Origin of the sequence: Catellatospora methionotrophica, from assembly GCF_011297335.1 — a bacterium.
GTDB lineage: Bacteria > Actinomycetota > Actinomycetes > Mycobacteriales > Micromonosporaceae > Catellatospora > Catellatospora methionotrophica.
Genome location: NZ_JAAOTJ010000015.1, coordinates 101,245 through 127,870, shown reverse-complemented (window position 1 = coordinate 127,870; position 26,626 = coordinate 101,245). Strand labels below are relative to the sequence as shown.

29 protein-coding genes and 1 riboswitch are annotated in these 26,626 nt (G+C 72.2%); of the genes, 15 read left to right on the top strand and 14 right to left on the bottom strand.

Annotated features, from left to right (window positions below):
* The first annotated feature begins 9 nt into the window (after window positions 1–9).
* Together recO and HAV40_RS27645 are read left to right on the top strand one after the other, a co-directional pair.
* Window positions 10–765: a DNA repair protein RecO gene (gene recO, locus HAV40_RS27650; protein WP_166386290.1), complete on the top strand. Its 756-nt coding sequence runs from the start codon at window positions 10–12 to the stop codon at window positions 763–765.
* A 58-nt stretch (window positions 766–823) separates the two neighbouring features.
* Window positions 824–1,636, top strand: coding sequence for an isoprenyl transferase (locus HAV40_RS27645; protein WP_409364994.1), 813 nt, complete (start codon window positions 824–826; stop codon window positions 1,634–1,636).
* Window positions 1,637–1,640: 4 nt separating this feature from the next.
* Here HAV40_RS27645 and HAV40_RS27640 read toward each other — a convergent pair whose 3' ends face one another.
* Genes HAV40_RS27640 through HAV40_RS27630 form a run of 3 tightly spaced genes read right to left on the bottom strand, consistent with a single transcriptional unit; the run spans window position 1,641 to window position 4,335 of the window.
* Window positions 1,641–2,417, bottom strand: coding sequence for an energy-coupling factor transporter transmembrane component T family protein (locus HAV40_RS27640; RefSeq protein WP_166386288.1), 777 nt, complete (start codon window positions 2,415–2,417; stop codon window positions 1,641–1,643).
* Entirely contained in the window at window positions 2,414–3,754 is a 1,341-nt protein-coding gene (locus HAV40_RS27635) for an ABC transporter ATP-binding protein (protein ID WP_166386286.1), read from the bottom strand. Before HAV40_RS27635 ends, HAV40_RS27640 begins: the two co-directional genes overlap by 4 nt.
* The gene (locus HAV40_RS27630; RefSeq protein ID WP_166386284.1) at window positions 3,754–4,335 is read right to left on the bottom strand and encodes an ECF transporter S component; all 582 of its coding nucleotides are present in this window, start codon (window positions 4,333–4,335) and stop codon (window positions 3,754–3,756) included. The genes HAV40_RS27635 and HAV40_RS27630 overlap by 1 nt, the downstream gene beginning before the upstream one ends.
* Window positions 4,336–4,432: 97 nt before the next feature.
* A riboswitch (TPP riboswitch) is annotated at window positions 4,433–4,538 on the bottom strand.
* 110 nt (window positions 4,539–4,648) lie between these two features.
* Here HAV40_RS27630 and HAV40_RS27625 point away from each other — a divergent pair.
* The 3 genes from HAV40_RS27625 to HAV40_RS27615 all read left to right on the top strand — a co-directional run bounded on the left by HAV40_RS27625 (window position 4,649) and on the right by HAV40_RS27615 (window position 8,539).
* Window positions 4,649–5,677, top strand: coding sequence for a permease (locus HAV40_RS27625; RefSeq protein WP_203671703.1), 1,029 nt, complete (start codon window positions 4,649–4,651; stop codon window positions 5,675–5,677).
* Complete coding sequence (locus tag HAV40_RS27620; RefSeq protein ID WP_166386282.1) at window positions 5,674–6,492, top strand: TIGR03943 family putative permease subunit; 819 nt, start codon at window positions 5,674–5,676, stop codon at window positions 6,490–6,492. The genes HAV40_RS27625 and HAV40_RS27620 overlap by 4 nt, the downstream gene beginning before the upstream one ends.
* A 145-nt stretch (window positions 6,493–6,637) precedes the next feature.
* Entirely contained in the window at window positions 6,638–8,539 is a 1,902-nt protein-coding gene (locus HAV40_RS27615) for an acyl-CoA dehydrogenase family protein (RefSeq protein WP_166386280.1), read from the top strand.
* A gap of 325 nt (window positions 8,540–8,864) precedes the next feature.
* Here the strand turns inward: HAV40_RS27615 and HAV40_RS27610 are convergent, their stop codons facing one another.
* The 7 genes from HAV40_RS27610 to HAV40_RS27580 all read right to left on the bottom strand — a co-directional run bounded on the left by HAV40_RS27610 (window position 8,865) and on the right by HAV40_RS27580 (window position 13,289).
* Window positions 8,865–9,476 carry a hypothetical protein gene (locus HAV40_RS27610; RefSeq protein WP_166386278.1) on the bottom strand — a complete coding sequence of 204 codons (612 nt, stop codon included), beginning with the start codon at window positions 9,474–9,476 and terminating at the stop codon, window positions 8,865–8,867.
* 43 nt (window positions 9,477–9,519) lie between these two features.
* On the bottom strand, window positions 9,520–9,930 hold the full coding sequence (locus tag HAV40_RS27605; protein ID WP_166386276.1) for a Fur family transcriptional regulator: 411 nt from the start codon (window positions 9,928–9,930) through the stop codon (window positions 9,520–9,522).
* 88 nt (window positions 9,931–10,018) lie between these two features.
* Entirely contained in the window at window positions 10,019–10,357 is a 339-nt protein-coding gene (locus tag HAV40_RS27600) for an ArsR/SmtB family transcription factor (RefSeq protein ID WP_166386274.1), read from the bottom strand.
* Window positions 10,354–11,238 carry a metal ABC transporter permease gene (locus HAV40_RS27595; protein ID WP_409364992.1) on the bottom strand — a complete coding sequence of 295 codons (885 nt, stop codon included), beginning with the start codon at window positions 11,236–11,238 and terminating at the stop codon, window positions 10,354–10,356. Before HAV40_RS27595 ends, HAV40_RS27600 begins: the two co-directional genes overlap by 4 nt.
* On the bottom strand, window positions 11,235–12,011 hold the full coding sequence (locus HAV40_RS27590) for a metal ABC transporter ATP-binding protein (protein ID WP_166386272.1): 777 nt from the start codon (window positions 12,009–12,011) through the stop codon (window positions 11,235–11,237). Before HAV40_RS27590 ends, HAV40_RS27595 begins: the two co-directional genes overlap by 4 nt.
* Window positions 12,008–12,931 (bottom strand): metal ABC transporter substrate-binding protein, encoded by a 924-nt coding sequence (locus tag HAV40_RS27585; protein ID WP_166386270.1) that lies wholly within the window; start codon window positions 12,929–12,931, stop codon window positions 12,008–12,010. Before HAV40_RS27585 ends, HAV40_RS27590 begins: the two co-directional genes overlap by 4 nt.
* A gap of 94 nt (window positions 12,932–13,025) precedes the next feature.
* Entirely contained in the window at window positions 13,026–13,289 is a 264-nt protein-coding gene (locus tag HAV40_RS27580; RefSeq protein WP_239086724.1) for a hypothetical protein, read from the bottom strand.
* 86 nt (window positions 13,290–13,375) lie between these two features.
* On the opposite strand from HAV40_RS27580, the gene HAV40_RS27575 reads away from it, so the two are divergent.
* From HAV40_RS27575 to HAV40_RS27545, 7 genes are all read left to right on the top strand, one after another.
* On the top strand, window positions 13,376–13,699 hold the full coding sequence (locus HAV40_RS27575; protein ID WP_166386268.1) for an antibiotic biosynthesis monooxygenase family protein: 324 nt from the start codon (window positions 13,376–13,378) through the stop codon (window positions 13,697–13,699).
* 81 nt (window positions 13,700–13,780) lie between these two features.
* Window positions 13,781–14,284 carry a hypothetical protein gene (locus tag HAV40_RS27570; protein ID WP_166386266.1) on the top strand — a complete coding sequence of 168 codons (504 nt, stop codon included), beginning with the start codon at window positions 13,781–13,783 and terminating at the stop codon, window positions 14,282–14,284.
* A 173-nt stretch (window positions 14,285–14,457) separates the two neighbouring features.
* The gene (locus HAV40_RS27565; RefSeq protein WP_166386264.1) at window positions 14,458–15,837 is read left to right on the top strand and encodes a glycine--tRNA ligase; all 1,380 of its coding nucleotides are present in this window, start codon (window positions 14,458–14,460) and stop codon (window positions 15,835–15,837) included.
* A 112-nt stretch (window positions 15,838–15,949) separates the two neighbouring features.
* Entirely contained in the window at window positions 15,950–16,909 is a 960-nt protein-coding gene (locus HAV40_RS27560; protein ID WP_239086729.1) for an endonuclease/exonuclease/phosphatase family protein, read from the top strand.
* 210 nt (window positions 16,910–17,119) lie between these two features.
* Window positions 17,120–17,938 carry a SigB/SigF/SigG family RNA polymerase sigma factor gene (locus tag HAV40_RS27555; RefSeq protein WP_166386262.1) on the top strand — a complete coding sequence of 273 codons (819 nt, stop codon included), beginning with the start codon at window positions 17,120–17,122 and terminating at the stop codon, window positions 17,936–17,938.
* A gap of 54 nt (window positions 17,939–17,992) precedes the next feature.
* Window positions 17,993–18,136, top strand: a complete 144-nt coding sequence (locus tag HAV40_RS27550) for a GPGG-motif small membrane protein (RefSeq protein WP_166386260.1) — start codon at window positions 17,993–17,995, stop codon at window positions 18,134–18,136.
* A 120-nt stretch (window positions 18,137–18,256) separates the two neighbouring features.
* A complete protein-coding gene (locus HAV40_RS27545) occupies window positions 18,257–19,324 on the top strand; it encodes an NADH:flavin oxidoreductase/NADH oxidase (RefSeq protein WP_166386258.1) in 1,068 nt (355 codons plus the stop codon).
* Between the two features lie 4 nt (window positions 19,325–19,328).
* Here the strand turns inward: HAV40_RS27545 and HAV40_RS38990 are convergent, their stop codons facing one another.
* A complete protein-coding gene (locus HAV40_RS38990; protein WP_166386256.1) occupies window positions 19,329–19,823 on the bottom strand; it encodes a DivIVA domain-containing protein in 495 nt (164 codons plus the stop codon).
* A 163-nt stretch (window positions 19,824–19,986) separates the two neighbouring features.
* On the opposite strand from HAV40_RS38990, the gene HAV40_RS27535 reads away from it, so the two are divergent.
* Window positions 19,987–22,320 (top strand): polyprenyl synthetase family protein, encoded by a 2,334-nt coding sequence (locus tag HAV40_RS27535; protein WP_166386254.1) that lies wholly within the window; start codon window positions 19,987–19,989, stop codon window positions 22,318–22,320.
* A gap of 104 nt (window positions 22,321–22,424) precedes the next feature.
* Window positions 22,425–22,838, top strand: coding sequence for a DoxX family protein (locus tag HAV40_RS27530; RefSeq protein WP_166386252.1), 414 nt, complete (start codon window positions 22,425–22,427; stop codon window positions 22,836–22,838).
* A 132-nt stretch (window positions 22,839–22,970) separates the two neighbouring features.
* On the opposite strand, the gene dusB is transcribed toward HAV40_RS27530, so the two are convergent.
* The 3 genes from dusB to HAV40_RS27515 all read right to left on the bottom strand — a co-directional run bounded on the left by dusB (window position 22,971) and on the right by HAV40_RS27515 (window position 25,149).
* A complete protein-coding gene (dusB, locus tag HAV40_RS27525) occupies window positions 22,971–24,083 on the bottom strand; it encodes a tRNA dihydrouridine synthase DusB (protein WP_166386426.1) in 1,113 nt (370 codons plus the stop codon).
* A gap of 77 nt (window positions 24,084–24,160) precedes the next feature.
* Window positions 24,161–24,436, bottom strand: coding sequence for a DUF6158 family protein (locus tag HAV40_RS27520; RefSeq protein WP_166386250.1), 276 nt, complete (start codon window positions 24,434–24,436; stop codon window positions 24,161–24,163).
* Window positions 24,437–24,474: 38 nt separating this feature from the next.
* Window positions 24,475–25,149, bottom strand: coding sequence for a hypothetical protein (locus HAV40_RS27515; RefSeq protein WP_166386249.1), 675 nt, complete (start codon window positions 25,147–25,149; stop codon window positions 24,475–24,477).
* Between the two features lie 118 nt (window positions 25,150–25,267).
* Between HAV40_RS27515 and HAV40_RS27510 the strand changes: the two genes are divergently transcribed.
* Entirely contained in the window at window positions 25,268–26,620 is a 1,353-nt protein-coding gene (locus HAV40_RS27510) for an FAD-dependent oxidoreductase (RefSeq protein WP_203671705.1), read from the top strand.
* The last annotated feature ends 6 nt before the right edge of the window (window positions 26,621–26,626 follow it).

Here is a 26,626-nt window from a genome sequence, read left to right as displayed (position 1 = left end):
GTCGCAGCCATGCCGGGTATGCGCCGACCGCTCTACCGCGATGACGCTCTCGTGCTGCGCGTGCAGAAGCTCGGCGAGGCCGACCGGATCGTCACGCTGCTCACCCGGCAGCACGGGCGGGTGCGCGCGGTCGCCAAGGGCGTACGCCGCACCACCTCGCGCTTCGGCGCGCGGCTGGAGCCGTTCGGGCACATCGACGTGCAGTGCAGCGAGGGCAGCTCGCTGGACACCGTCACCCAGGTCGAGGGCCGTGACCTGTTCGGCCGCCGCTTCCTGACCGACTACCCGCGCTACACCGCGGCCAGCGCGATCGTGGAGCTGGCCGAGCGGCTGACCCCGGTCGAGCGCGAGCCCGCGCTGCGGCTCTACCAGCTCACCCTGGGCGCGCTGCGGGCCCTGTCCGAGGGCGTGCGGCCCAGCTCGCTGGTGCTCGACGCGTACCTGCTGCGGGCCATGGCGCAGGCCGGCTGGGCCCCGGCGCTGCGGGACTGCGCGGTGTGCGGGGAGGCGGGTCCACACCGGGCGTTCTCCGTACCCGCCGGTGGTGTCACCTGCCTGAACTGCCGCCCGCCCGGCGCCGCCCATCCCGACCCGGCCACCCTCGATCTGATGTCGGCGCTGCTGGAGGGCGACTGGCCCGCGGCGGAGCAGGCCGAGCCACCCGTGCAGCGGGAGTGTGCAGGTTTCGTGGCGGCGCATTTGCAGTGGCACCTGGAGCGGCAGCTACGCTCTCTGCCGTTGGTTGATCGCCGGGGACCGGGCTGAGTCCCGACCTGGCCGGATCGCCGCGGTGGCGACCGTGAACAGACAGGGGAGCGCCTTGATCAGGATCCGGCAGACTCGTGAGCCGAAGGCGCCCTCCGCGCACCCGTCCGGCGCGACCCCGCCGAAGCTGCCCGGCGACGCCCTGCCCGAGCACGTCGCCATCGTCATGGACGGCAACGGCCGCTGGGCCAAGGACCGCGGCCTGCCCCGCACCGAGGGCCACAAGCGCGGCGAGTTCTCCCTGTTCGACACCATCGAAGGGGCGCTGGAGATCGGCGTGCCCTACCTGTCGGTGTACGCCTTCTCCACCGAGAACTGGAAGCGCTCGCCGGAGGAGGTCCGCTTCCTGATGGGCTTCAACCGCGACGTGATCCGCCGCCGCCGCGACATGCTCAACGACCTGGGCGTACGCATCGTGTGGTCGGGCCGGCGCGGGCGGCTGTGGAAGAGCGTCATCGACGAGCTGGAGACCGCCGAGCAGATGAGCCGCGGCAACAGCAAGCTCACCCTGCAGTTCTGCGTCAACTACGGCGGCCAGGCCGAGATCGCCGACGCGGCCGCCGCGATCGCGCGGGACGTGGCCGAGGGCCGCCTCAAGGCCGACAAGGTCAACGAGAAGACGATCGCGAAGTACCTCTACCACCCCGAGGTGCCGGACGTGGACCTGTTCCTGCGCCCGTCGGGCGAGCAGCGCACCAGCAACTTCCTGCTCTGGCAGTCCGCGTACGCCGAGCACGTCTATCTCGACACCCTGTGGCCCGACTTCGACCGCCGCCACCTCTGGTACGCCTGCGAGCTCTACGCCCAGCGCGACCGCCGCTTCGGCGGAGCCCTGCCCAACCCGGTCGCCCCACCCGCCCCGTCGGCCTGACCGGTCAGCGGTGGGCGATGAGCTGGATCAGGACGGCGAGCAGCGCACCGGCGGCGACGAGCAGCCAGTCGGCCGGGCGCCAGGGCATGGGGCGGGCGACGGTGCGGGGCCTGCCGGAGTCGAAGCCGCGGGCGTCCATCGCCACGGCCAGCCGGGTGCCGCGCCGGATCGCCCCCACCAGCAGCCCGAACGTGGTGCTGGCGAACAGCCGTAGCCAGCGCACCGGGTTGCGCCCGGCGTCGATGCCACGGGCCCGGCGCGCCATCGCGATCATCCGCCACTCGTCGCCGAGCAGCCCGACCAGCCGGAACGCGGCCAGCGCGCCGATCGCGAAACGTGGCGAGACCCGCGCGTGCTGGACCAGCGAGTCGGCCAGGTCGGTCGGATCGGTGGTGCTGAACACCAGGATGCTCGGCAGGGCGATGGCCAGCAGCCGCAGCGCCAGCGACAGCGCGTTGGACAGCACCGTCGAGGTGATCACTACGGGCCCGAAGTCCACCAGCACCGTGCCCGACCGGTCCGCCGCGAACAGTGCCAGCGACAGCACCACCGTGGCCGCGCCGAGCAGCGCGGGCCAGCCGCGCCGCAGCAGCCCCCACGGCGTGATCCCGAACAGCGGCGCGGCGGCGAACGTCACCACCAGCGCGAACCCCAGCGCGGCGACGTCGCGGGTCAGCAGCGCGGCCGTCGTGAACAGCGCGAGCGCGACGATCTTCGCGACCGGAGCCCGCCGCGCCAGCGTGGCGTCACTGCGCTGGGCCGGGGCGGCGACGGCGGTCATGGGGTTCCGCCCAGGTCCAGGACGCGGTCGGCGAGGGTGGTGACGACGTCGGGGTCGTGGGTCACGGCGACGATGCCGTGGCCGTCGTCGCGCAGGGTGGCCAGCATGTCGACCAGCTCGATCCAGGTGCGGCGGTCCTGGCCGAAGGTGGGCTCGTCCAGGATCAGCAGGCGGGGCCGGGCGGCCAGCGCGGTCGCCACCGACAGCCGCCGGGCCTCGCCGCCGGAGAGGGTGAAGGGATTCGCCCCGGCCAGGCGGTCCAGCCGCAGGCGGGTCAGGAGTTCGTCGACCCGGTCCGCCGGGGTGCCGCCCAGGGCAAGTTCGTCGCGCACGGTGGCGGCGACGAACTGCTGCTCCGGGTTCTGGAACACCGAGCCGATGCGGGCGGCCAGGGTGCGGGCCCGCCAGCGGTGCGGCGGACCGTCGGGGCTGCGCACCTCGCCGCCGGCAGGTTTCAGCAGGCCGCCCAGGGCCAGCGCGAGGGTGGACTTGCCGCAGCCGTTGGGGCCGGTCACCGCGAGCGCCGCACCGGCGCGGACCGTGACGTCGGGGTAGGACAGGTGGCGTACCCGCAGGTCATGGGTGGAGAGCAGGGTGTCGCCGGGCGGGTTCGCGGCGTGGCGGGCGGGCGCGGGGTGGCCCGGCACCCAGACCCCGGCGGCGGCCAGCTCCGCGCCGAGCGGGCCGGTCAGCTGGTGCGGCGGGATGTCGTCGCGTACGCCGCCGCCCGGCTCCAGCACGATCACGCGGGTGACCAGGTCCAGCACCTCGGCGATGCGGTGCTCGATCAGCACCACGGCCGTGTCGGCGTCGACGGCCTCGCGCAGCGCCCGGCGCACCAGCGCGGCCCCGGCCGGGTCCAGGTTGGCCGTGGGCTCGTCGAGCAGCAGCAGCTCCGGACGCGGGGCGAGCGCCCCGGCCAGCACCAGGCGCTGCTGCTCGCCGCCGGACAGGGCGTCGGTGGCCCGGTCGCGCCCGTAGCCGAAGCCGACCTCGCGCAGCACCTCGTCCACCCGGGGCCAGATCCGGTCGGCTGACCAGCCCAGGTTCTCCAGGCCGAACGCGACCTCGTCCCCGGCCCGCGACATCACCAGCTGCGACTGCGGGTCCTGGAACACGATGCCGACGTGTCCGGCGTCGACCTTGCGTACGCCCTCGGCCTCGCCGGAGTCGTCGGGCAGCAGCCCGGCCAGCGCGTGCAGGAGGGTGGACTTGCCCGCGCCCGAGGGGCCGAGCAGCAGCACCCGCTCGCCGCGCTCGATGCGCAGGTCGACCCCGCGCACCGCCCACGCGCGGCGGCCGGCGTGCCGCCACCCGTACCCCTCGAGCGTGATCATCAGACCAGGTCGCGGCTGCGGCCGGACGGGAACCGGTCGAGCGCCCCGGTCCCGGCCAGGGCCCGGGTCAGGAAGTGCCCGCCGACGCCCGCGATGGCGACGGAGCTGGCCATGACGATCACGACGTAGATCAGCTTCCAGTCGGCGGCCCAGTCGGCGTAGTAGTAGTACAGGTCCAGACCGGCGGCGGCCGCTCCGGCGAACGCGGATGCGAGCAGCGCCTGCGGCAGGCCCCAGCGCTTGTAGCCGCCGAGCGCGAAGCCGAGCTCGCCGGCCGCGCCCTGAGCGAGGCCATACCACAGCACGGCGATGCCCCATCCGGTGCCGAGCAGCGCCGAGACTACCGCCGCGACGAACTCGGTGTAGAACCCGGCGCCGATCTTCCGAAGGATCAGCGGGGCCAGCACGGCCGGCAGCAGCCACACGCCGTAGATGACGGCCTTGGCGGGCGGGAACGCGGCGAAGAGAGCGTCGCCGGGCCCGTACCACAGCAGGCCCCAGGCCCAGAAGACGACGCCGAAGGCGACGGCGAGGATCGAGGCGACGACGATGTCGACGGTCCGCCAGCGATTGCTTGTCATGAATAACTCCTGGTCCGTTGAGGGGACGAACGAGGAGAAGTGCACACGTCGCGCCCGCGATACCCCATTTGGGGGTATCACGAAAGCAGACGTGGCGGTGAGGTGTTGACCGAACTCCCTGCGCTGGCATTACCCAGATCAGGTTCGAGGGTCTGCGGCCTGATGCCGCACTCTCAGCGCTGTGCGCTCCCCTGTCGTTACTTGTTCATATGAGGCCGCTGGACAGCGGCGCTTGTGCCGGAAAGGCTAACACCGAACGCACGCCCGGTAACCTGTGCCGGTCGGCACACCCCCGATACCGCGAAGGATCCGCGTGACCTCCGTCGATCAGCGCCCGCCCGCGGCGCCCCCGTCCGCGCCTGCCGGACGCCCGGCCCGCAGGCCGCTGCTCGGCGGCCGGATCGGCTCCGTCGAGGTGCTGGCGGCGCTGCTCATCGTCCTGCTGATCTTCCGGGAGCCGATCGCCGCCGCGATCTCCACGCCGCTGCTGCAGACCTGGACCACCGTGTTCGTATCGGTGATGGTGCAGGCCACGCCGTTCCTGGTGTTCGGTGTCGCGCTGTCGGCGGTCATCGCGGTGTTCGTGCCGCGCTCGTTCTGGTCCAAGGCGCTGCCCAAGCACCCGGCGCTGGCGGTGCCGGTGGCCAGCTGCGCGGGCGTGGTGCTGCCCGGCTGCGAGTGCGGCTCGGTGCCGATCGCGGGCTCGCTGATCCGCCGCGGCGTGACGCCCGCCGCCGCGCTGGCGTTCCTGCTGGCCGCGCCCGCGATCAACCCGATCGTGCTGACCGCCACCGCGGTGGCCTTCCCGAACAACCCGGAGATGGTGGTCGCCCGCGGCCTGGCCAGCATCGTCGTGGCCATGGTGATGGGCTGGCTCTGGCTGCGGCTGGGCAGGCAGGAGTGGATCAGGCTGCCGCACCGGCCCGAACTCGACGACCTGTCGCGCTGGCGGGCGTTCTGGGCGGCCTGCCGCCACGACATCGTGCACGCGGGCGGCTTCCTGGTGCTGGGCGCGATGGCCGCGGCCACCATCAACGTGCTGGTGCCCGAGTCGGTCCTGCAGGCCGTCGCCGACCAGCCGGTGCTGTCCGTGCTGGCCCTGGCGGTGCTGGCGGTGCTGCTGTCCATCTGCTCCGAGGCCGACGCGTTCGTCGCCGCGTCGCTGAGCCAGTTCTCGCTCACCGCGCGCCTGGCGTTCCTGGTCGTCGGCCCGATGGTCGACCTGAAACTGATCTCCATGCAGGCCGGGGTGTTCGGCCGCCGCTTCGCGATGCGCTTCGCCCCGGCCACGTTCGTGATGGCGGTCCTGGTCGCCACGGGAGTCGGGATGGTGCTGCTGTGAACCGTCAAGCCCAGGGCGTGGTGCTGCTGCTGCTCGGCGGCGCGATCCTCAAGGCCAGCCTCACCGACATGTACCTGCGCTACGTCAAGGCAGGCCTGCAGCCGTTCCTGATCGGCGCGGGCGCCCTGCTGGTGCTCGCGGCCGCGATGACCCTCTGGTACGACCTGCGCCACGGGACGACCGCCGACACCGAGTGCGCCGACCACGCCGACGCGCTGCCGAACGGTGCCGTCCCCGCCGACGCGACGCCGCACAACGGCACCGCGGACCCCGGCGGCCACGACCTGAGCGGCTCCGGCCACTCCCACGCCGGGCATCGCGAGCCGCGGATCGGCTGGCTGCTGATCGCGCCCGTGCTGGGCCTGCTGCTGGTCGCCCCGCCCGCGCTCGGCTCGTACGCCGCAGGCCAGGCCGGTTCGGCACTGTCGTCGCAGCAGGTCTCCGACTTCCCGGCGCTGCCCGACGGAGATCCCGCCCCGATCAGCGTGCTCGACTACGCCACCCGGGCGATCTTCGACAAGGGACTGTCCATCGGCGAGCGCCGGGTCCAGGTCACCGGCTTCCTGTCCGACAACCCCGCCGGTGGCCAGCTGCTCACCCGCATGATCCTGTCCTGCTGCGCGGCCGACGCCCGCCCGATCAAGGTCGGCATGAACGGCAGCGTGCCCACCGGGCTGCCCGCCGACAGCTGGGTCGAGATCACCGGCACGTACACCGACCAGCGGGGCACCGACGCGGTCAACGGCGAGGACATCCCGTTCATCGAGGTGCTGGAGTGGCGGTCCATCCCGGCCCCCGCTGAGCAGTACGAGTAGCCCCCGTCCGGTGGTTTGCCAACTGCTACCGCTCGGTAGTACTGCGAGGTAGCGTGATTCCAGGGCGCAAACCACCGAACAGGGGAGTCGCGGCGCGCAGGCCGCCCCGGTGACCCCTCGTTCGCGGACGACAGGGGAGTCGGCGATGACGACCGTGCAGCGTGAGGTGAGTGCGGAGCAGGCCCGCCAGGTGGCCGAGGCCGCCCGGGAGAGCGAGTGGCGCAAGCCCAGCTTCGGCAAGCAGTTGTTCCTGGGCCGGTTGCGGATGGACCTGATCCACCCGTGGCCGCAGCCCGCCCCCGACCCCGACGCCGAGCAGTTCCTCGCCACACTCGGCGAGTACGTCGGCACCGAGGTCGACGGGGCCGCCATCGAACGCGACGCCCGCATCCCCGACGAGGTCTTCCACGGCCTGGCCGACCTCGGCGCGTTCGGCATGAAGATCGATCCCGCGTACGGCGGACTCGGCCTGTCCCACCTCGACTACTGCCGCGCGCTCACGCTCGCCGGTTCGGTCAGCCCGGCGATCGGCGCGCTGCTGTCGGCGCACCAGTCCATCGGCGTGCCGCAGCCGCTCAAGCTGTTCGGCACCACGGAGCAGAAGCAGACTTTCCTGCCCCGGCTCGCCGCGGGCGAGGTGTCGGCGTTCCTGCTCACCGAACCCGACGTCGGCTCCGACCCGGCCCGCATGGGCGCCACCGCCACCCCGGTCGACGGCGGCTACCGCCTCAACGGGGTCAAGCTCTGGGCCACCAACGGCACCGTGGCGACGCTGCTCGTGGTCATGGCGATGGTGCCCAAGGGTGAGGGCCGCCGCGGCGGCATCACCGCGTTCGTCGTCGACGGCGACGCCGAGGGCGTCGCCGTCGAGAACCGCAACGCCTTCCTCGGCCTGCGCGGCCTGGAGAACAGCGTCACCCGCTTCCACGACGTGTTCGTGCCCGCCGACAACGTCATCGGCGGCGAGGGCCAGGGCCTCAAGATCGCGCTGAGCACCTTGAACACGGGACGGCTGTCCCTGCCCGCGATGTGCGTCGGCGCGGCGAAATGGTGCCTGGCCGTGGCCCGGGGCTGGTCCCAGGAGCGCGTCCAGTGGGGCCGGCCGGTCGGGCAGCACGAGGCCGTCGCCACGAAGATCGCCTTCATCGCGGCCACGGCGTACGGCATGGAGTCCATGCTCGACCTGTGCTGCATGCTCGCCGACGACGACCGCAACGACTTCCGCATCGAAGCCGCCCTCGTCAAGCTGTACGGCTCCGAGCTGGCCTGGCAGGTCGCCGACGAGCTGGTGCAGATCCGGGGCGGGCGGGGATACGAGAGCGCCGACTCCCTGGCGGCCCGTGGCGAGAAGGCGATCGGCGTCGAGCAGATCCTGCGCGACCTGCGCATCAACCGCATCTTCGAGGGCTCCACCGAGATCATGCACCTGTTCATCGCCCGCGAGGCCGTCGACCAGCACCTCTCCGTCGCCGGAGCGCTGATCGACCCGAAGTCGAGCGTCGGCGCCAAGGGCAAGGCGCTGCTGCGCGCCACCGGCTTCTACGCCCGCTGGCTGCCCACCCTCGCCGCCGGACGGGGCACCTTCGGCGGCTATCGCCGGTTCGGCCCGCTGGCCAAGCACGTGCGCTGGGCCGAACGCGCCGCCCGCCGCCTGGCCCGCAACACCTTCCAGGGTATGGCCCGCTGGCAGGGCAGACTGGAGCACCGGCAGGCCTTCCTGGGCCGCATCGTCGACATCGGCGCGGAACTGTTCGCCATCGCCGCCGTCTGCTCCCGCGCCACCGCCTCCGGCCGCCCCGAGGAGCGCGAACTCGCCGACCTCTTCTGCCACCAGGCCCGGGGCCGCATCGTCATCCTCGAACACGCCCTCTGGAACAACACCGACGCCGCCGACGTGGCCCTGGCCCGCGCCGTCCTCGCCGGCCACCACACCACCCTCGAACAGGGCATCATCCCGCCCCCCGACCAGGGCGAATGGGTCTCCACCTGGACCCCCGGCCCCTCCACCACCCCCACCGACGCCCGCCGCCGCATCCCACCCCACTAACCCACCCCGCTAACCCACCCCGCTAACCGACCCGACCCGGCCACCGCCCCGCGCCCTATCCGAAGGAAGGGCACCTTCCCATCGCTATGCGTAGAGCAAGGTGCCCTGCTTAACGCGCGCCGTCCGGGGTGCCGGGTGATGATCGGCGTTTGCGGTCAGAAACTGCGGTCAGACCACACTTTCTGACCGCAGACAGCGATCATCACCGCGAGCCGCGAGCCGCGAGCCGCGAGCCGCGAGCCGCGAGGCATCAGCGGCGACGCGGTGGGGCCGGCCACGGTGGGGCGGCTGCGGTGGGGGCAGCGGCGGTGCGATGGCGACGGTGTCAGCGGCGGGGGGTGCCGCGCAGGCCGAGGCGGCGTAGCTCCAGCGTGGCCAGCTGCTCGATCGCGTCCGGATCACCCGTGCGCCAGCCCGCGACCACGCCGCTGTCCAGCGACGCGAGCCGCCGCAGCGGGGCGGTCGCCAGCGCCCGCAGCGCCAGCAGCTCACCCCCGCCGGGATACTTGCGCACCTTCGCGGCGACGCTGGCCGCCCGGATCCACGACAGCCGCAGCGGCAGCCACAGCGCCAGCGCCATCAGCACCGGGATGCCCGCGGTGAGCCACGCCAGCACGGTCGCCAGGTTGGCGATGGCGTCCTGCTGGTCGCGCCCGGCCTCGGCGATCGAGTTCGCGGCGTTGGCGGCGCTGCCGAACGGTGCCCCGACCTCGTCACCGACGAGCGGGATCCGCCCCGCGCGTGCCTTGGCCTCCACCATGTCGCGCGCCAGGCTCACGCCGGCGCTCTCCAGCTTCTGGCCGGGCACCGCCAGCTTCTGGACCAGGTCGTACAGCGTGAGCGCGGCCCAGATCCAGACGGCGCTCCAGACCAGTGCGGTGACATCGGCGACGATCTGCCGGGTGAACCGCCACGGTTTCTCCGCATAGAGCTTCATGCCAGCATTGTGGTCGACTTCGGCGATCGATAAACGCCCCGCGTCAGCCCCGTGTCGTCGCGCAGCCCTGGCAGGTGCCGAAAATCTCCAGCGTATGGCTCACGTCGACGAACCCGTGCTGCGCCGCGACCCGGTCCGCCCACGACTCCACGGCCGGTCCCGCCACCTCGACCGTACGGCCACAGGTGCGGCACACCAGATGGTGGTGGTGCCCGTTGGAGCAGCGCCGGAACAGCTGCTCGCCACCCGGCGGGCGCATCACGTCGATGTCCCCGGCGTCGGCGAGCGCCTGCAGCGTGCGGTACACAGTGGTCAGGCCGACCCGCTCGCCCCGGTCGCGGAGCATGGCGTGCAGCTCCTGCGCGCTGTGGAAGCCCTCCACCTCGGCCAGCAGGGTCGCCACCGCGGACCGCTGGCGCGTGTTACGCGCCGCCGTGCCCTGTGGGCTGGTCATGCCTTCTCCTCGCTGCGCTCGTCGGCCGCATGACTCACGTGCCCGCTGATGCGCTCGCCGAGTTCGCTCATGCCTTCTCCCCGCTCCGTCACTGGCGCTGTTCCGCCGCGTGGGTGACCGCGTCGGCGACGATGTGCGCGACGTGCTCGTCCACCAAGGAGTATGCGATCTCGCGGCCGTGCCGTTCGGCGCGGACCACGCCGGCCGCGCGCAGCACGCGCAGGTGCTGGGAGACCAGCGGCTGGGCCACCCGTAGCCGTTCCACCAGTTCGTGCACGTGGCGCTCCCCGTTGGCGGCCAGCTCGGTCACGATCGCGATCCGTACGGGCGCGGCGAGCGCCCGCAGCAGCTCTCCGGCGCGGACGTAGGACTGCGTCTGGCTCACATCGACCACCGTATCCCCGCGTCCGCGTGCACACCCAATCATGAGTCGAGGACGCACTCGGGCGGATCGCATGCGGTCGCCGGGGCCGGTTCGGCGCGCCGGCGTCGGCGCAGTGCCGTGCCCACGGCCGCGACCAGCATGAACAGTGCGATGGCGGCGAGCACGATGGTCGCGCCGGGCGCGGTGTCGTACCCGGCGGAGACGAGTATCCCGGCCCCGGCGCTGATCACGCCGCCGAGCATGGCCAGGGTCATGGTGCCGCCGAAGCCGCGCGAGACGAGCTGGGCAGCCGCGACGGGCACCACCATCAGCGCGCTGACCAGCAGCAGGCCGACGGAGCGCATGGCGACGGTGACGGTGACCGCGGTCATCACGGCGAGGAGCAGGTTCAGGGCGCGTACGGGCAGGCCGGAGACCTTGGCGTACTCCTCGTCCTGGCAGATGGCGAACAGCCAGGGCCGCAGCCCGACGGTGACCGCGAGCACGCACGCACCGAGGATCGCGATCGTGACCAGGTCCGTGGCGGACGTGGTGAGCAGCGAACCGAACAGGTACGACGTCAGGTTCGCGCTGCCCTTGCCGGGGGCGAGCCCGACCAGGAAGACGCCGCCCGCGATGCCGCCGTAGAACAGGATGGCGAGCGCGATGTCGCCCGAGGTGCGGCCGCGTTCGCGGATCAGCTCGACGGCGACCGCGCCCAGCGCTGATACTCCGATCGCGGTCAGCACGGGGGAGGTGCCGGTGAGCAGGCCGACGCCGACGCCGGTCAGGGCGATGTGGCCGATGCCGTCGCCGATCAGCGACATGCGCCGCTGCACCAGGTAGATGCCCAGCGACGGGGCGATCAGGCCGGTGATCAGCGCGCCGAGCAGCGCCCGCTGCATGAAGGGCAGCGACATGATGTCGATGAGGTTCACGTTCATTCGCGTCCCCAGATGCTCGGCGGGTCCTGCGGGGCGTGCGGGTGCACGTGGTCGTGGCCTGGTTCGGCGTGGTGCCCGGCGGGGTGGGGCACCGCGCCGTCGTGCGCGATGACCCCGTCGTGCACGACCACGGCGCGGGTGATGACAGGTTGCAGCGGGCCGAGTTCGTGCGCGACGAGCAGCACCGTGCCGCCGTGCCGTACGAAGTCGCGCAGGGCCTGGGCGAACGCCTCCTGCGACTTGGCGTCCACGCCCGCCGTGGGCTCGTCGAGCACCAGCAGGTCGGGTTCGCCGGCCAGGGCCCGCGCGATGAGGGTGCGCTGCTGCTGGCCGCCGGACAGGGAGGCGACCGGGTCACCCGCTCGGTCGGTCAGGTCGACCGCGGCCAGGGCCCGCGCGACGGCCTGGCGGTCGTCGCCGCGCAGCAGGCCGGGGAAGCCCCGCCGGGCGAGCCGCCCGGACGAGACGACCTCGCCGACCGTGGCGGGCACGCCGCCGCCCGCGCCGAGCCGCTGCGGCACGTACCCGATGCGCTTCCACTGGCGGAAGCGGGGCAGCGGGACGCCGAACAGCTCGACCTGGCCTTCGGCCAGCGGGACCAGGCCGAGCCCGGCCCGGATCATCGTGGACTTGCCGCTGCCGTTCGCGCCGAGCACCGCGACGACCTCGCCGCTGCGTACGGTCAGGTTGACGTCGCGCAGCACCGGCCGGTCGTAGGCGACCGCGCCGTGCTTGATCTCGAGAACCGGGGGGTTCCCGCCGTCTGCGTTCATGAACAGCCCAACGCGGTACGCAGCGTTGCGAGATTGGCCCGCATGACCGAGAAGTAGTCACCCGTCCCGCCCTCGGCGAGCCCTTCCAGTGGATCGAGCACGGCGGTCTTCGCCCCGACCTGCTCGGCAAGGGTCTGCGCGACCTTGGGCGACACCAGCGTCTCGAAGAAGATCGTCGTCGCGCCGTACTGCCGCGCCTCGGCTGCCACGGCCGCGACCTGCTGCGGGGTGGGCTCGGTGTCGGGGGTCAGCCCGGACAGGGCGATCTGCTTGAGCTTGTACCGGTCGGCGAGGTAGCCGAAGGCGGCGTGGCTGGTCACGATCTCGTGCCGCTGGCAGTTCGCCAGCCCGGCGCTGAACTCGGCGTCGAGCTTGTTGAGCTCGGCGACCAGGGCGTCGCCGCGCTCGGCGTAGCCCGCGGCGTGCGCCGGGTCGAGTTCGGCCAGCCGGTGCGAGACGCTGCCCGCGATGGCGGCCAGGCGGGTGGGGTCCAGCCAGACGTGCGGGTCGGGGGCGTTGCCGCCCTCCTCGGTCGCGCCCTGGTGGTTCGGGCCGCTGACCAGCGGGGTGACCGTGGCGACGTCGAACGCGCGGTCCGCGGCGTTCTGCGCGACGGCCTCGTCGAGCTGCGGCTGGAAGCCTTTCAGGTAGACCACCAGGCCCGCCTTGGCGACCTCGGCGACCTGGGCCGGGGACAGTTCCATGTCGTGTGGCTCGGCGCCCGGCTGGGCCAGGTTGACCATGTCGGCGTCGGTGCCGCCGATCTTCTCGGAGACGAACTGCAGGGGGTAGAAACCGGTCACGACGCTGATGCGGCCGGAGTCGTCGGCGGGGGAGTCGGAGCAGGCGGTGAGGGTGCCCAGGGCCAGCAGCGTGGCGACACCGGCGACGGCGGCACGCTGGAGAGATCGGCTCAGCATGGCGTCAACTCTCCCTGAAAATGAGAACGATTGTCAAAAACGCATAGGTGCATATCCCTCCCCGCCCGACCAGGCGGGCGCCGGCTCGCTCGGGTCAGAAGAGGCGGGTCAGGGCTGCGGCAGTGAGCAGGGTGAGCACGACCACCCGCAGGGCGCGGGTGCCGACCGGCTGCACCGGCCAGGTGATCACCAGGAGCGAGGCCAGCCCGGCGGCGAGCGCGAGCAGCAGCAGCCCGCTGTACGGGTTCGGCAGCAGCACCGCCACCACCAGCAGCGCCAGCGTGCCGAGCACGGCGGTGAGCTTCGGGACCCGGGCGAGCCTGCGCAGCAGCGGGTTGTTCGCGACATCCTGGGGCACGACTGCGGGTCCTCTCCGGCACGGGTCAAGAGGGCACCCTTTACCCCGTAAAACGACAGGAAGGTGCCCCTCCTTACTGTAGTGAGGTGCTGATGCTCAATCGATTCGTGATCGCCGCCAACGAGGAGGCGTTCGTCGAGCGCGCCCACGCGGCGCTGGCGGCCCTCGCGGCCCGCCCCGGCTACCTGCGCGGGGAACTGACCCGGTCGCTCGACGAGCCGGAGCACTGGTGCCTGCTCACCGAGTGGGAGAGCGTGGGGGCGTACCGGCGCGCGCTGGGCGGTTTCGACGTGAAGATGACGGCCACGCCCCTGCTGGCCGAATCGCTGATGGAACCGTGCGCGTTCGAGACGCTGGCCGCGGCCGAGCCGGGCGGACAGGTCGAGACGAAGGCCAGCGACCGGGCCTGATCGGCGAGGTCGCGGCGTCGGCCGGGGCCGGGTTTCGGGCACGGCGGCGGCGGGTGGGGCGTACGCCATATGATCGCGGCCATGACCCACGCGTCCGTGCCCCCGCCCGTGCCGCCCGGTCCGGGTGCCGTGCCGCCGTTCCCGGCCGCGCCGTCGGAGGGCGGCGGGACCCGGTTGGGCTGGGCGCTCGGTATCGCGGGCGTACTGGTGGCGCTGTGCTGCGGCGGCGGCCTGGTCGCCGGGGTCGGGCTGGCCGTCACCGGCGTGCAGGCGATCAACGAGCGGGCGCATGTCACGGTCGGCACCTACCTCGACGCGCTGAAGGCCAAGAAGTACGAGCAGGCCTACGAGCTGCTGTGCGAGGACGAGCAGCAGCGGCTGGACCTGGCCCGCTTCACCAGCCGCGAGCAGGCCCGGCCGGAGCGCATCCAGTCGTACGAGCTGGGCGAGGTCGAGCTGCAGGGCACGTCGGGGATCACCCTGCCGGTCACCGAGCGCTACACCGACGGTGACAGCGAGCAGGTCGTCTACCGCCTCGCACAGGACCCCAAGACCACCGACCTGGAAGTATGCGGGCGCGAGTAACCGGGGTGTCGGCGCGCCGCACCGGCGGACTCACCACGTTGCGTGTGCAGTAGCGTTTAACCGCATGCGGGCTGTTCGAGCGGCCCGTACCGTATCCACGTCGAGCGGATCTTCCGCCGACCCTCCGCCGACAGCCAGCCGGCGGCAACCTCCAACGGAATGGAGACCTGATCATGCCCGCGGACCGCATCGACTCCGTCGTCAGCCTGGCCAAGCGCCGGGGCTTCGTCTACCCGTCGAGTGAGATCTACGGTGGCACCCGTTCGGCCTGGGACTACGGTCCGCTGGGCGTGGAGCTCAAGGACAACGTCCGCCGGCAGTGGTGGAAGACGATGGTCCAGCAGCGCGACGACATCGTCGGCCTGGACTCCGCGGTGATCCTGGCCCGCCAGGTGTGGGAGGCCTCCGGCCACATCGAGGCGTTCGTCGACCCGCTGACCGAGTGCACCAGCTGCCACAAGCGCTTCCGGGCCGACCACCTGGAGGAGGCGTTCCTGGAGAAGAAGCCCGGCGCCACCTTCGTGCTGTCCGACCTGAACTGCCCCAACTGCGGCAACAAGGGCACCTTCACCGAGCCGCGCATGTTCAACGGCCTGATGAAGACGTTCCTCGGCCCGGTCGAGAGCGCCGAGGGCGTGCACTACCTGCGCCCGGAGACGGCCCAGGGCATCTTCGTGAACTACGCCAACGTGGCGACCACGGCCCGCAAGAAGCCGCCGTTCGGCATCGCCCAGGTCGGCAAGAGCTTCCGCAACGAGATCACCCCGGGCAACTTCATCTTCCGTACGCGGGAGTTCGAGCAGATGGAGATGGAGTTCTTCGTCGAGCCCGGCACCGACGAGACGTGGCACGAGTACTGGCTGAACGAGCGCTGGAACTGGTACCTCGACCTGGGCATCTCGGCTGACAACCTGCGCTTCTTCGAGCACCCGCAGGAGAAGCTGTCGCACTACTCCAAGCGCACGGTCGACATCGAGTACCGCTTCCGGTTCGGCGGCACCGAGTTCTCCGAGCTGGAGGGCATCGCCAACCGCACCGACTTCGACCTGACGACGCACAGCAAGCACTCGGGCACCGACCTGTCGTACTTCGACCAGGAGAAGAACGAGCGCTGGACGCCGTTCGTCATCGAGCCCGCGGCCGGTCTGACCCGCGCGGTGCTGGCGTTCATGCTGGAGGCGTACGACGAGGACGAGGCGCCCAACACCAAGGGCGGCGTCGACAAGCGCACCGTGATGCGCTTCGACAAGCGCCTGGCCCCGGTCAAGGTCGCCGTGCTCCCGCTGTCGCGCAACGAGCAGCTCTCGCCGAAGGCCCGTGGCCTGGCCGCGGACCTGCGCAAGCGCTGGGTGGTCGACTTCGACGACGCGCAGGCGATCGGCCGCCGCTACCGCCGCCAGGACGAGATCGGCACGCCGTACTGCGTCACCGTCGACTTCGACACCTTGGAAGACAACGCGGTGACGGTCCGTGATCGTGACACGATGGTCCAGGAGCGGGTCTCGCTGGACCAGGTGGAGCGTTACCTGATCGAGCGCCTGCCCGGCTGCTGACCTTGGTTGACGTGCGTGGAGTCCCCCGAACCGGTGGTTCGGGGGACTTCGCACACGGGTAGTGCGACGTTTGCCGAGTTTGATTCGGGTCCTCCCCGGTAACATACGGACAGTGACCACCATCGAGCTGAAGAAGACGCCCGGAGGCCCGGCTGAGCCGCCTCCCCGGCGCCCGGCCTGGCGAGCGGGGCTGGTCATCGCGGCCGCCCTGCTGCTGGCTGCTGTGCTCGCGGGTCACCGGCTCGTCCCCAATGTGCACGGCATCGGCAGCGTGCTCGACACCATCGCCCCGCTGTTCGGCCTGGCCGTGCCGGTGCTGGCGATCGCTGCCCTGCTGGCCCGCTCCGGCAAGGCGCTGCTGGTGGTGCTGCTGCCCGCGGTGATCTGGGCGGCGATGTTCGGCCGTGCGCTGCTGCCGCCGCCGGGCGGGCAGGTGCAGTTGCGGGTGGTCACCCAGAACCTGTACGCCGACAACCCCGACCCGCAGACCACGGTGCGGGCGCTGGCCGACGGCGGCCCCGACCTGATCGCGCTGCAGGAGGCCTCCGGCGGCACCATCGAGACGGTCGCCGAGCAGCTGACGAAGACGTATCCGCACTACGCTGTCCGCTCGACGGTGGGCCTGCTGAGCAAGTACCCGATCGCGGACGTCACCGGCGTGGACACCGGTCTGGAGTGGACCCGGGCGCTGCGCGCGCTGGTGAAGACGCCGCAGGGCGACGTCGCGGTGTACGTCGTGCACCTGGGCTCGGCCCGGATCAACGACACGGCCACCCGGGACCACACCATCGACATGCTGGCGCAGGCGGTCCGCGAGGACGAGGCGCAGCGGGTGCTGGTGCTCGGCGACCTGAACACCGCGGCGACCGACCGGGCCATCGCGCCACTGGCGGCGCTGCTGGACGACGCGCAGGCCGAGGCGGGCTGGGGTTACGGCTTCACGTGGCCTTCGTCACTGCCGGTGATGCGCCCCGACCATGTCCTGTACCGCGGGCTGACCGCGACCCAGGCCGGGGTGCTGCGTACTCCCGGCACCGACCATCGAGCTGTCACCTCGGGCTTCTCCTTCTGAACGCGTCCGGAACGTGTACCTTCCTCTCCTTGGACTAGTACTTCTGGCCGACCTCTTGTATGGTCGGCAGTGCTCGGCTTGCCGAGTCGGCTGCCAAGCCGTCTAAACAGCGCTCAAGAAACGGGTGCTGTGTCCGTCACAGGCGAACCGTGTCCGAGGTCGACCCCCGTCGCCCGGAACACACGCGGTTCACTGCGCCGGAGGCCTGCAATGTCTGCAACACTGGTTCGCGAGACCGAAGCGTCCGCGTCCCCCTCGTCCCTGACCGACACCCTCGACGCGACCGCCGGCGATGTGCTGCTGCGCCGTCTCGGAGAGCTGAGCGAGCAAGACCCCGCACATGAGGACGTGCGGCAGGAGGCCATCTGTGCCTGGCTGCCGCTGGCCGAACGCCTGGCCCGCCGCTTCCGACACCGCGGTGTGGATGGCGACGACCTCGTGCAGGTGGCGACCATCGGCCTGATCCAGGCCGTGGACCGTTTCGACCCCTCCCGTGGCAGTGCCTTCGTGCACTTCGCGGTGCCGACCATCGTCGGCGAACTCAAGCGGTACTTCCGTGACCGGGGCTGGAGCATGCGGGTGAGCCGCCGCATGCAGGAGCTGTACCTGGACATCAACCGGGTGTCCCCGCAGCTCTGCCAGGACCTCGGCCGGTGGCCGACCGCCGACGACCTCGCCACGCATCTCAATGTCACCGTCGAAGACGTGGTGGCCGGGATGCACTGCGCGCAGGCGTACCGCATCAACTCCCTCAATGTCGCGGTGAGCGGCGAGGACGGCGATGTGGAGCTCGGCGAGCTGATCGGCGAGACCGACACCGTGCTGGAGTCCATTCCGGACGTGCACGCGGTCCGGCAGTACGTCAAGGAACTGCCGGAACGTGAGCAGAAGATCCTCATGCTGCGCTTCGTTCAGGGCCACAACCAGGCCCAGATCGCCGAGCAGATCGGGGTCTCCCAGATGCACGTGTCGCGCCTGCTCAGCCGGTGCCTCGCGCAGCTGCGCGAGCGCATGCTGGCGGAGGACTGATCCGCTTCTTAACGTAGCGGTTTCGTCACTGAGTTCGTGGGGCAGGAAGGAACCATGGAGCTTTTACTGTGGATCCTCGCCGTGGTCCTGGTCGTTTCCGGGATCGTCTCGCTGGTACGACGCCAGATCCTGTGGGGCATCGTGCTGATCATCATCGGTCTGCTGGTAGGACCTGGGGGCGTGAGCATCTTCTCGTAGGACGCCACGCAGTAACGCCGAAGGGCCGGATGACCGACGTCTTCCCGGCCCTTCACCATGTCCGGCCGGGTGCGAGCCGCGTCACAGGACGCTGCCCGCGCCCGGCCGTACTGTTGCGCCGTGACCGCACTCGGCCAGCCCCTAGAACTGCGCGGCGTGACGCTGCCCCACCGCATCGCGATGTCGCCGATGTGCCAGTACTCGGCCGGGCCGGACGGCCTGCCCACCGACTGGCACCTGGCCCACCTGGGCGCCCGCGCGGTCGGCGGGGCAGGGCTGGTGATCACCGAGGCCAGCGCGGTGCTGCCGGAGGGCCGGATCTCCCCGCGCGACGCCGGCATCTGGTCACCGGCGCACGTGGACGCGTGGCGTCCCGTCACCGCGTTCGTCGCCGCGCAGGGGGCGGTGCCCGCGATCCAGCTCGCCCACGCCGGGTTCAAGGCGTCCACGTACTGGCCGTTCGCGCAGGAGCGGGGCGGGGTGCCCGACGCCGACGGCGGCTGGCAGCCGGTCGCGCCGGGCACCGAGCCGTTCGTTCCCGCGTACCGCACGCCCCGCGCCCTCGACGAGGCCGGCATCCACGCGGTGATCGCCGCATTCGCGCAGGCCGCCGTGTACGCGGTCGACGCGGGCTTCCGGGCCGTGGAGATCCACGCGGCGCACGGATACCTGCTGCACGAGTTCTACTCGCCGCTGACCAACCACCGCACCGACGGCTGGGGCGGCGACCGGGCCGGGCGCACGCGCCTGGCCGTGGCGGTCGCGACGGCCGTCCGCGACGCCGTCGGCCCCGACGTGCCCGTGCTGGCCCGGGTCTCGGCGACCGACTGGACCGACGGCGGCTGGGACGTCACCGACACCGTCGCCCTGGCCCGTGAGCTGGTCACGGCCGGGGTCGACCTGATCGACTGCTCGTCGGGCGGGGTTGTGCCGCAGGCCGACATCCCGGTCGGGCCCGGCTACCAGGCTCCGCTGGCCGAGCAGGTGCGCCGTGACGCCGGGGTGCTGACCGGCGCGGTCGGCCTGATCACCGAACCGGAGCAGGCCGAGCGCATCGTCGCCGACGGTCAGGCCGACCTGGTGCTGATCGGGCGGGAGCTGCTGCGTGACCCGTACTGGCCGCGCCGGGCGCTGGCGAAGCTCGGCGGGCAGCCGCACTGGCCGGACCAGTACGCCCGCGCCTTCTGACCGCTCAGCGGCCCTCGGCCCGCAACCTGATCACCACCGCGTCCAGGTAGGCGTCGACCCGCTCGACGTCGTAGCCCCTGCGGACCAGCGGCAGGTCGGCCTCCTCGATCTCGGCGGAGGTGATGCCGACACCTCCGGCCAGCACCGGTGCGATCCGCGCGACGAGTGCGTCCACCTGCGCGGGGTCGTACCCCCTGGTGAACGGGATGGCCCGCCGGAACGCCGGGGGCCGCGAGGCGACAGGACCGACGGTCGGCACGCCGCTGTCCGGGTCGGCCAGGGGCCGGAAGGCGCCGTGGGCCTCGTGCAGCGCCGCGACCTGGGCCAGGTACGCGTCCACCTGCGCGCAGTCGTAGCCGTGCATGACCACCGGGAGGTCGAACGTGCGCTTGCCGGCGAGATTCGCCTCGCCTCGGTACACCGCTTCGATCAGACGGTCGACCCTGTCGCGTCGGTAACCGAGCACGCGGACCACGGCGAATTCCGGCGGCGGCAGCATGGCGCACATCCTGGCACACCGGCCCGCCGTATCCGTCGTGAAAGGAACGTAACCCTCCGAGGTGCGGTGAAGGTGCCGTTCCTTCTGTCCGGGCGGGGGTTGGCGCGGGGGTGGGATCATGGGGGTGCGGGGCCGTCAGTTCCGCGGGGAGGTGGTCGGCCTCATGAGTGTCGCTACGGAGCTGTTGCAGCCGTTCCCGTTCCGGCAGGAGGACCTCGAGCACAGCAGGCTCGAGGAGGGCGTGCGGCATACGCTGGCGCACTACGCGCGGTGGCGGGACGGCAACCCGTCGGCCATCGCGTCGCATGTGGAGCACTACACCGCCCAGCTCGACGCCATCGCCAGGCGCAGCACGCCGGGCGCCGCGCTGCTGCGGGGGGTCTACCCGCCGCGCCGGCGGCGCGAGCTGCGTGAGCAGGCGCTGCTGGAGCTGAACTACTTCGGGGTGTACAACCTCAGCGAGGTGCCCGACCCGGCCGACGTGGCCCGGGGCGAGGTGCTGGCGCGGGCGCACGCGCGCACGGTGCGCGAGATCGTCGAGGGCATCGAGCGCGGGCGTGGCGTGGCCGGGGTCGTGGAGTCGCTGGAGCGGCGCTTCCCGGTGCTGCGCGAGGTCGACGAGGTGCGCTGGCTGGCCGAGCGGCTGGACCGGCTACACCGCACCCTGCCGGAGACGGTGGTGCAGGCGGGCGCGATGGGCAAGGTGGTCCGCACGCTGGTCGGGGTGCTGGCCATCGGCGGGTACGACACCCGTGACGCGGGCCGGGCCGCGGCGCGCGAACACCTCACCCGCATCCTGCCCGGCGCGTACGCGTACGGAGCCGCGTACGCCGTCATCGACGACAGCTTCCAGGACCTGCCCGGCGAGCACATGCTGCCCCGCGAGCGGGACCGGCTGCACCGGCTGATCCTGCGCGGCCTGGCCACCGGCGGCGCGATCGATCCCGGCGAGGTGCCCGACCATCCGCTGGCCGAGGAGATGCACGAGCTGTACGGCATCGCGCTGCAGGTCTACCCGTTCGCCACGCACCGGCACCTCTACCACGCGGCCGAGTCGATGTACCTGGCCCAGCACCGTGACGCGGGACGCCGCGCCGACGAGCCGCTGGAGTCGGCGTACCCGGACATCTTCCTCAAGGCCGGGCTGAGCCGGGTGGTCGCGAACATCCTCGGCCGCCGCCGGCTCGACGACGGCTTCTACGCCCGCTGCCTCAACACGATCTTCCTGAGCCAGTTCAAGGACGACCTCGCCGACCGGGACGAGGACCGCCGCGCGGGCCGGACGACCCCGTTCACGCACCCCGGTGACGGGCGCACCAACCCGCTGCTCGACCTGTTCGCCTACGACGCGTACGTCGTCGACCAGGTGTACGGCGGCGACCCCGTCGCCCGCGAGGCGCTGACCGGCGTCGGTGCGATCAAGCTGGGTGTGCACCTGTGCGCGGACCCGCAGGCCACGCTGGCGCTGCTCGACCAGTACCCGGTCACCCCGGAGATCGCCGCGTTCCTGCGTACGGCGGCCGGGGCGCCCCGGCGGGTGCTGCCGCAGTTGACCACCGGTGACCTGCGGCTCAAGCGGGAGGCGGCCGTGGTGATGGGCCGCCGCGACCCGAACAGCGTCGACGCGCGCACGTTCGTGCTCGACCGGCTGGCGCGGATCAACGAGATCGTGCACGACTGCCACGCCCAGGTCAACGCCGCCGAGCTGGCGCCGATCCTGGCGTACACGATGGACGGTCCCGCCAAGCGGCTGCGCCCCGCGCTGACCCTGATGCTGGCCGAGGGCCTCGGCGTACGCGGGGACATGCCCGAGTCGCTGCTCGGCGCGATCGAGCTGTTCCACACCGCCAGCCTCATCTTCGACGACCTGCCCGCCCAGGACGACGCCACGCTGCGCCGGGGCCGCCCGGCCGCGCACACCGTGTTCGACGAGGGCAGCGTGCAGCTCGCGGCGATCTCGATGCTGTCCTCGGGCTTCGGCATGCTGGCCCGGCTCGACCGGCACTACCCGGCGCACCGGGTCACCGACGTCGTCGCGTACGTCGGCACCGTGCTCGGCCCGCAGCGCCTGTGCCGTGGCCAGTTCCTCGACCTGCGCTACGCCCGTGACGCCTCCCCGGTCACCGGCGAGGCCATCCTGGAGATGTACCGGCTCAAGACGTCGACGATGGTCGAGGCCGCGCTGGTGCCGCTGCTGATGCTGCTGGACCGGCCGCGCGTCGAGATCGAGCTGGTCACCCGCTACGCCGACCACGCGGGCATCGTGTTCCAGGCCCGCGACGACATCCTCGACGCGACCGCGTCCAGCGAGCAGCTCGGCAAGGACTCCGGCAACGACGTGGGCAAGGCCAACCTGGTCCGGGTGTACGGGCTCGCGCAGGCGCGGCGGCTCATGGAGCAGCACCGCGACGCGGCGGTGGACAGCTGCGCGGCGCTGCCCTTCGACACCCGCCTGCTCCAGGGCATCGTCGAGCACTTCGCCGCCCGCGCCCGCTGACGCCCCCGACAGAAGATTCCTTCCCGGCACCGATGAGTTCCGTGTCCGCCGCCCGTCTACATGGACGTAACGCGATGACCGAACTTTAGGGAAGGAACCCCGTCATGACCTCGTACGCCGCCCCCGCCGCCCGCCCCCGCCGTGCCGTGAACATCGCGGTGTGGACCGTTCAGATCCTGCTCGGCCTGTTCTTCGTCGGCGTCGCGGTGCCGAAGTTCCTGCCGTTCTTCGAGGCTCCGCCCGCCTTCGCCGAGGCCGGGCTGGGCATGGCGTTCATCTGGTTCGTCGGCGCGTGCGAGCTGGCGGGCGGCGTCGGCCTGCTGGTCCCGCGACTGTCCGGGGCGGCCGCGATCGGGCTGACCGCCCTGATGGTCGGCGCGACCGTGATGAACCTGTGGGTGCTGCCGGGCTCGGCTTCGAACGCCGTCATGTCGGGCACCCTGGCCGTGGTCTTCGCCCTGCTCGCCCGCTACCGCGCCCCGTACACCCGCGCCCTGCCGGCCACCTTCCGCCGCTGACCGGCCAGGTCCGGCCGTGCGGGCCGTTCCGGGCGAAGGTCGCCGTTTGAGGTCAGGATCTGTGGTTGAACCGCAGCTCCTGACCTCAAACGGCGATCTTGGCTGGGGGAGCCGGGACGCTGGGAGGCGGGGTCAGCCGCCGGAGTCGTCGTGTTCGGCGTCCTCGGGAACGGCTTGGGAGTCGCGGTCGTCGAGCCAGCCGTAGGGCAGGACGACCTTGGCGGGGGAGTTGGTGCGGCCGCGGGGCTGGCCCAGGTTGGCGACCGGGAACGGGGCGTCGGGGTCGAGCTTGCCGAGCAGGTCGTCGAGCTCCATCAGCGAGGACGCCATGGCCATCGAGCGGCGCAGCTCGGAGCCGACCGGGAAGCCCTTGAGATACCAGGCGACGTGCTTGCGGAAGTCGGTGACGGCCTCGCGCTCGGCGCCCCACCAGTGCACCAGCAGTTCGGCGTGGCGGCGCATCACCTGCGCGACCTCGCCCAGGTCGGGCATGACCCGCTCGGGGCGGCCGCCGAACGCGGCGGCCAGGTCGGCGAACAGCCACGGGCGGCCCAGGCAGCCCCGGCCCACCACGACGCCGTCGCAGCCGGTCTCGGCCACCATGCGCAGCGCGTCGTCGGCCTCCCAGATGTCGCCGTTGCCGAGCACGGGCACGTCGAGGGCCTGCTTGAGGGTGGCGATCGACTCCCAGTCGGCCTCGCCGGAGTAGCGCTGGGCGGCGGTGCGGGCGTGCAGGGCCACCCACTTCACCCCGGCCTCCTGGGCGATCAGACCGGCTTCGACGTACGTCAGGTGGTCGTCGTCGATGCCCTTGCGCATCTTGATGGTCACCGGGATGCCCGCGGGCGCGGCCGTGTCGACGGCGGCCTTGATGATCGCGCCGAACAGGCGGCGCTTCCACGGGATCGCCGAGCCGCCGCCCTTGCTCGTGATCTTCTTGACGCTGCACCCGAAGTTGAGGTCGATGTGATCGGCCAGGTTCTCGTCCACCACCCGGCGTACGGCCTTGGCGGTGATCTCCGGGTCGACGCCGTACAGCTGGATGCTGCGCGGGTGCTCGTCCGGCGCGAACTCGATCATCTTCTCGGTCTTCGGGTTGCGTACCGCGAGCGCGACCGTCGTGATCATCTCGCACACGTAGATCCCGGCCCCCTGTTCACGACAGAGCTGCCGAAACGCGACATTGGTGATGCCCGCCATCGGCGCGAGCACCACCGGCGGATCAACGGGGTAGCGCCCGAGCATCAACGTCGCAGTCACGCCCCAAGAATCTCACGCCCGACCCCACCGCCCCGAACCCCCGTAACCCAGCCCACACCCGGTCAGCGGGCACGGGCGCCGGAGCGCAGGCGTTCGGGGTCGATCTCGCGGTCCGGGAAGCGCCTGAGGTAGTCGGCCTCCAGTTCGACCAGGCGGTCGGTGTGGTGGGACAGGGCGGCGTCGGAGCCGTGGCGCAGGGTGGCGTGGCGGGTGCGGTGCAGCGCCGCCAGCTCGCGGAACAGGTCCTCGTCGGCGAGGTCGGCGGCGGGCACGCCCGTGCCGGATTCCGGCTCCTGCTGCCAGGTGTAGACCTCCACCACTTCGTCGTAGTCGCGCATCCTGGGGGAGTACCCGCGACACGGCGGCTTCAATCGGGTCAGCCCCGGCCGCGCAGGGCGGTCTGGATCACCTGGGCCTCGTACGCGGCGTCGGCCGCCTCCTGGGTGAGGGCGTGCGAGGAGACCCGGGCCACCTCGGCGGCGCGGCGGGCGTGGCGGGCCCGGGAGGCCGCGACGTGGTAGAGGCGGGCCGCCTCGGCGTCCTCGGCGCGCAGGCGGGACAGCTCGTGCGAGTGGTCCTGGCGGGACTGGTCCCAGCCGTCGACCCGCTGCCACACCGCGCGCAACTGCTCCATGGACAGGTCGCCGCGCTTGTAGGCCGCGCGGGCGGCACGGGAGACCTCGCGCAGGTTCTCCGCGGAGCTCACCGCCTCGGCGGGCTCGGGCGGCAGTGCCTCGGCCGCCTTCTCCAACACCTGCGCGGCGTCCAGGTGGGCCTGCCAGGCGACGTCGCGCTCGGCCTCGGCGGCGGCCAGCTCGGCGGCGGTGCGTTCGGCCAGCAGCACCGCGGTCCGGGCCGCCTCCAGCACCTCGGCGGCGACCTCCTCCAGCTCGCGCACCTCGACGGTCAGCTTCTCGCGGGCGGATGCGCTGAGCCGGGCCGGGCGCACGCCGTCGCGGCGGTGCTGCGCCTGCGCCAGCAGGCCCAGGAACAGAACCGCGAGCAGCGTGAACGGCAGCCCGCCCAGCAACACCACGGCGGATGAGGACACACCAGCACCCTAGTATCGATCGCTGTTGATCGTTAGGCCTGGCGGGAATTAGTCACATCCATGACCGGAGCCGCCACCCCGGTCAGCGATCTTGGCCGGTGCCGTCGAAGATGGACGGATGACCGAGAGCGCACCCCGTATGTCCACGTCCACCGCCGTCGTGATCGGAGCCGGGATCGCAGGACTGTGCGCCGCGCGGGTGCTGGCCGACCGGTACGACCGGGTGGTGGTGCTGGACCGGGACGAGCTGCCCGCGTCGGCGGTGCCGCGACGCGGGGTCCCGCAGGGCAACCACGGTGCGGTGCTGCTCGCGGCCGGGCAGCGGGCGCTCGGCGAGCTGTTCGAGGGCCTGGTCGACGAGCTGGTCGGGGCGGGCGCGGTGCCGTTCGAACCGGGCACCGAGATGATCACCTACCGGTACGGCAGCGTCTGGGCGAAGTCGCCGACCGGCATCACCCTGCTGGCCTTCAGCCGCCCGCTGCTGGAGCACACCATCCGGAGCCGGGTGGCGGCGCTGCCCAACGTCGAGATCCGGGCCGGGGTCGCGGTCTCCGGGCTGGCGGGCGCGGACGGCACGGTCACCGGCGTGGTGCTGGACGGCGGCGAGACGCTGCCGTGCGCGCTGACGGTCGACTGCTCGGGCCGGGGCGGCCGCTCCGACCGCTGGCTGGCCGAGCTGGGCTTCGCCGCCCCGGCGGTCACCGAGATCAAGATCGGGGTCGGGTACACCACCCGCCTCCTGCGCCGCAAGCCCGGCGACCTGCCCGGGGCCACCGCGGTGTTCGTGCTGCCCGCCGCGCCGGACGAGACCCGGGTCGGGCTGGCCCTGCCGATCGAGGACGGCCGCTGGCTGGTGTCGATGGGCGGCTGGCACGGCGACTTCCCCGCCCCCGGCGACCCGGCCGCGTTCGCCGCGCACGCCCGCAGCCTGCCCCACCCCGGCATCGCCGACCTGATCGACCGGTGCGAGCCGGTCACCGAGGCCGTCTCGTTCACGTTCCCGTCCAACCGCCGCCGCCACTTCGAGGACCTGACCGCCTATCCCGCCGGCTACCTGGCGCTCGGCGACGCGATCTGCAGCTTCAATCCGATCTACGGCCAGGGCATGACCTGTGCGGCGCTGGAGGCCCAGGCCCTGGGCAGGCAGCTCGACGCGCACGGCGCGGCCACCGCAGCCCTCGCCGCCGACCAGTACCAGGAGACGGCGCACATCCTCGCCACGCCGTGGGGGTTCGCCGCGGGCGGCGACTTCGCCTACCCGCAGACCCAGGGCGTACGCCCGCGCGGCATCGCCCTGCGCAACGCCTACTCCCGCCGCATCCAGCTCGCCGCCCAGACCGACCCCGAGATCCGCCGCGTCTTCACGGCCGTCCAGCACCTGCTGACCCCACCCGGCGTCCTGCGCAAACCCGCGATGATCCTGCGCGTCCTGCGCCTGGCCCGGCGCGCCCCCGGCGCCCGCCGCCCCTGACCCGCC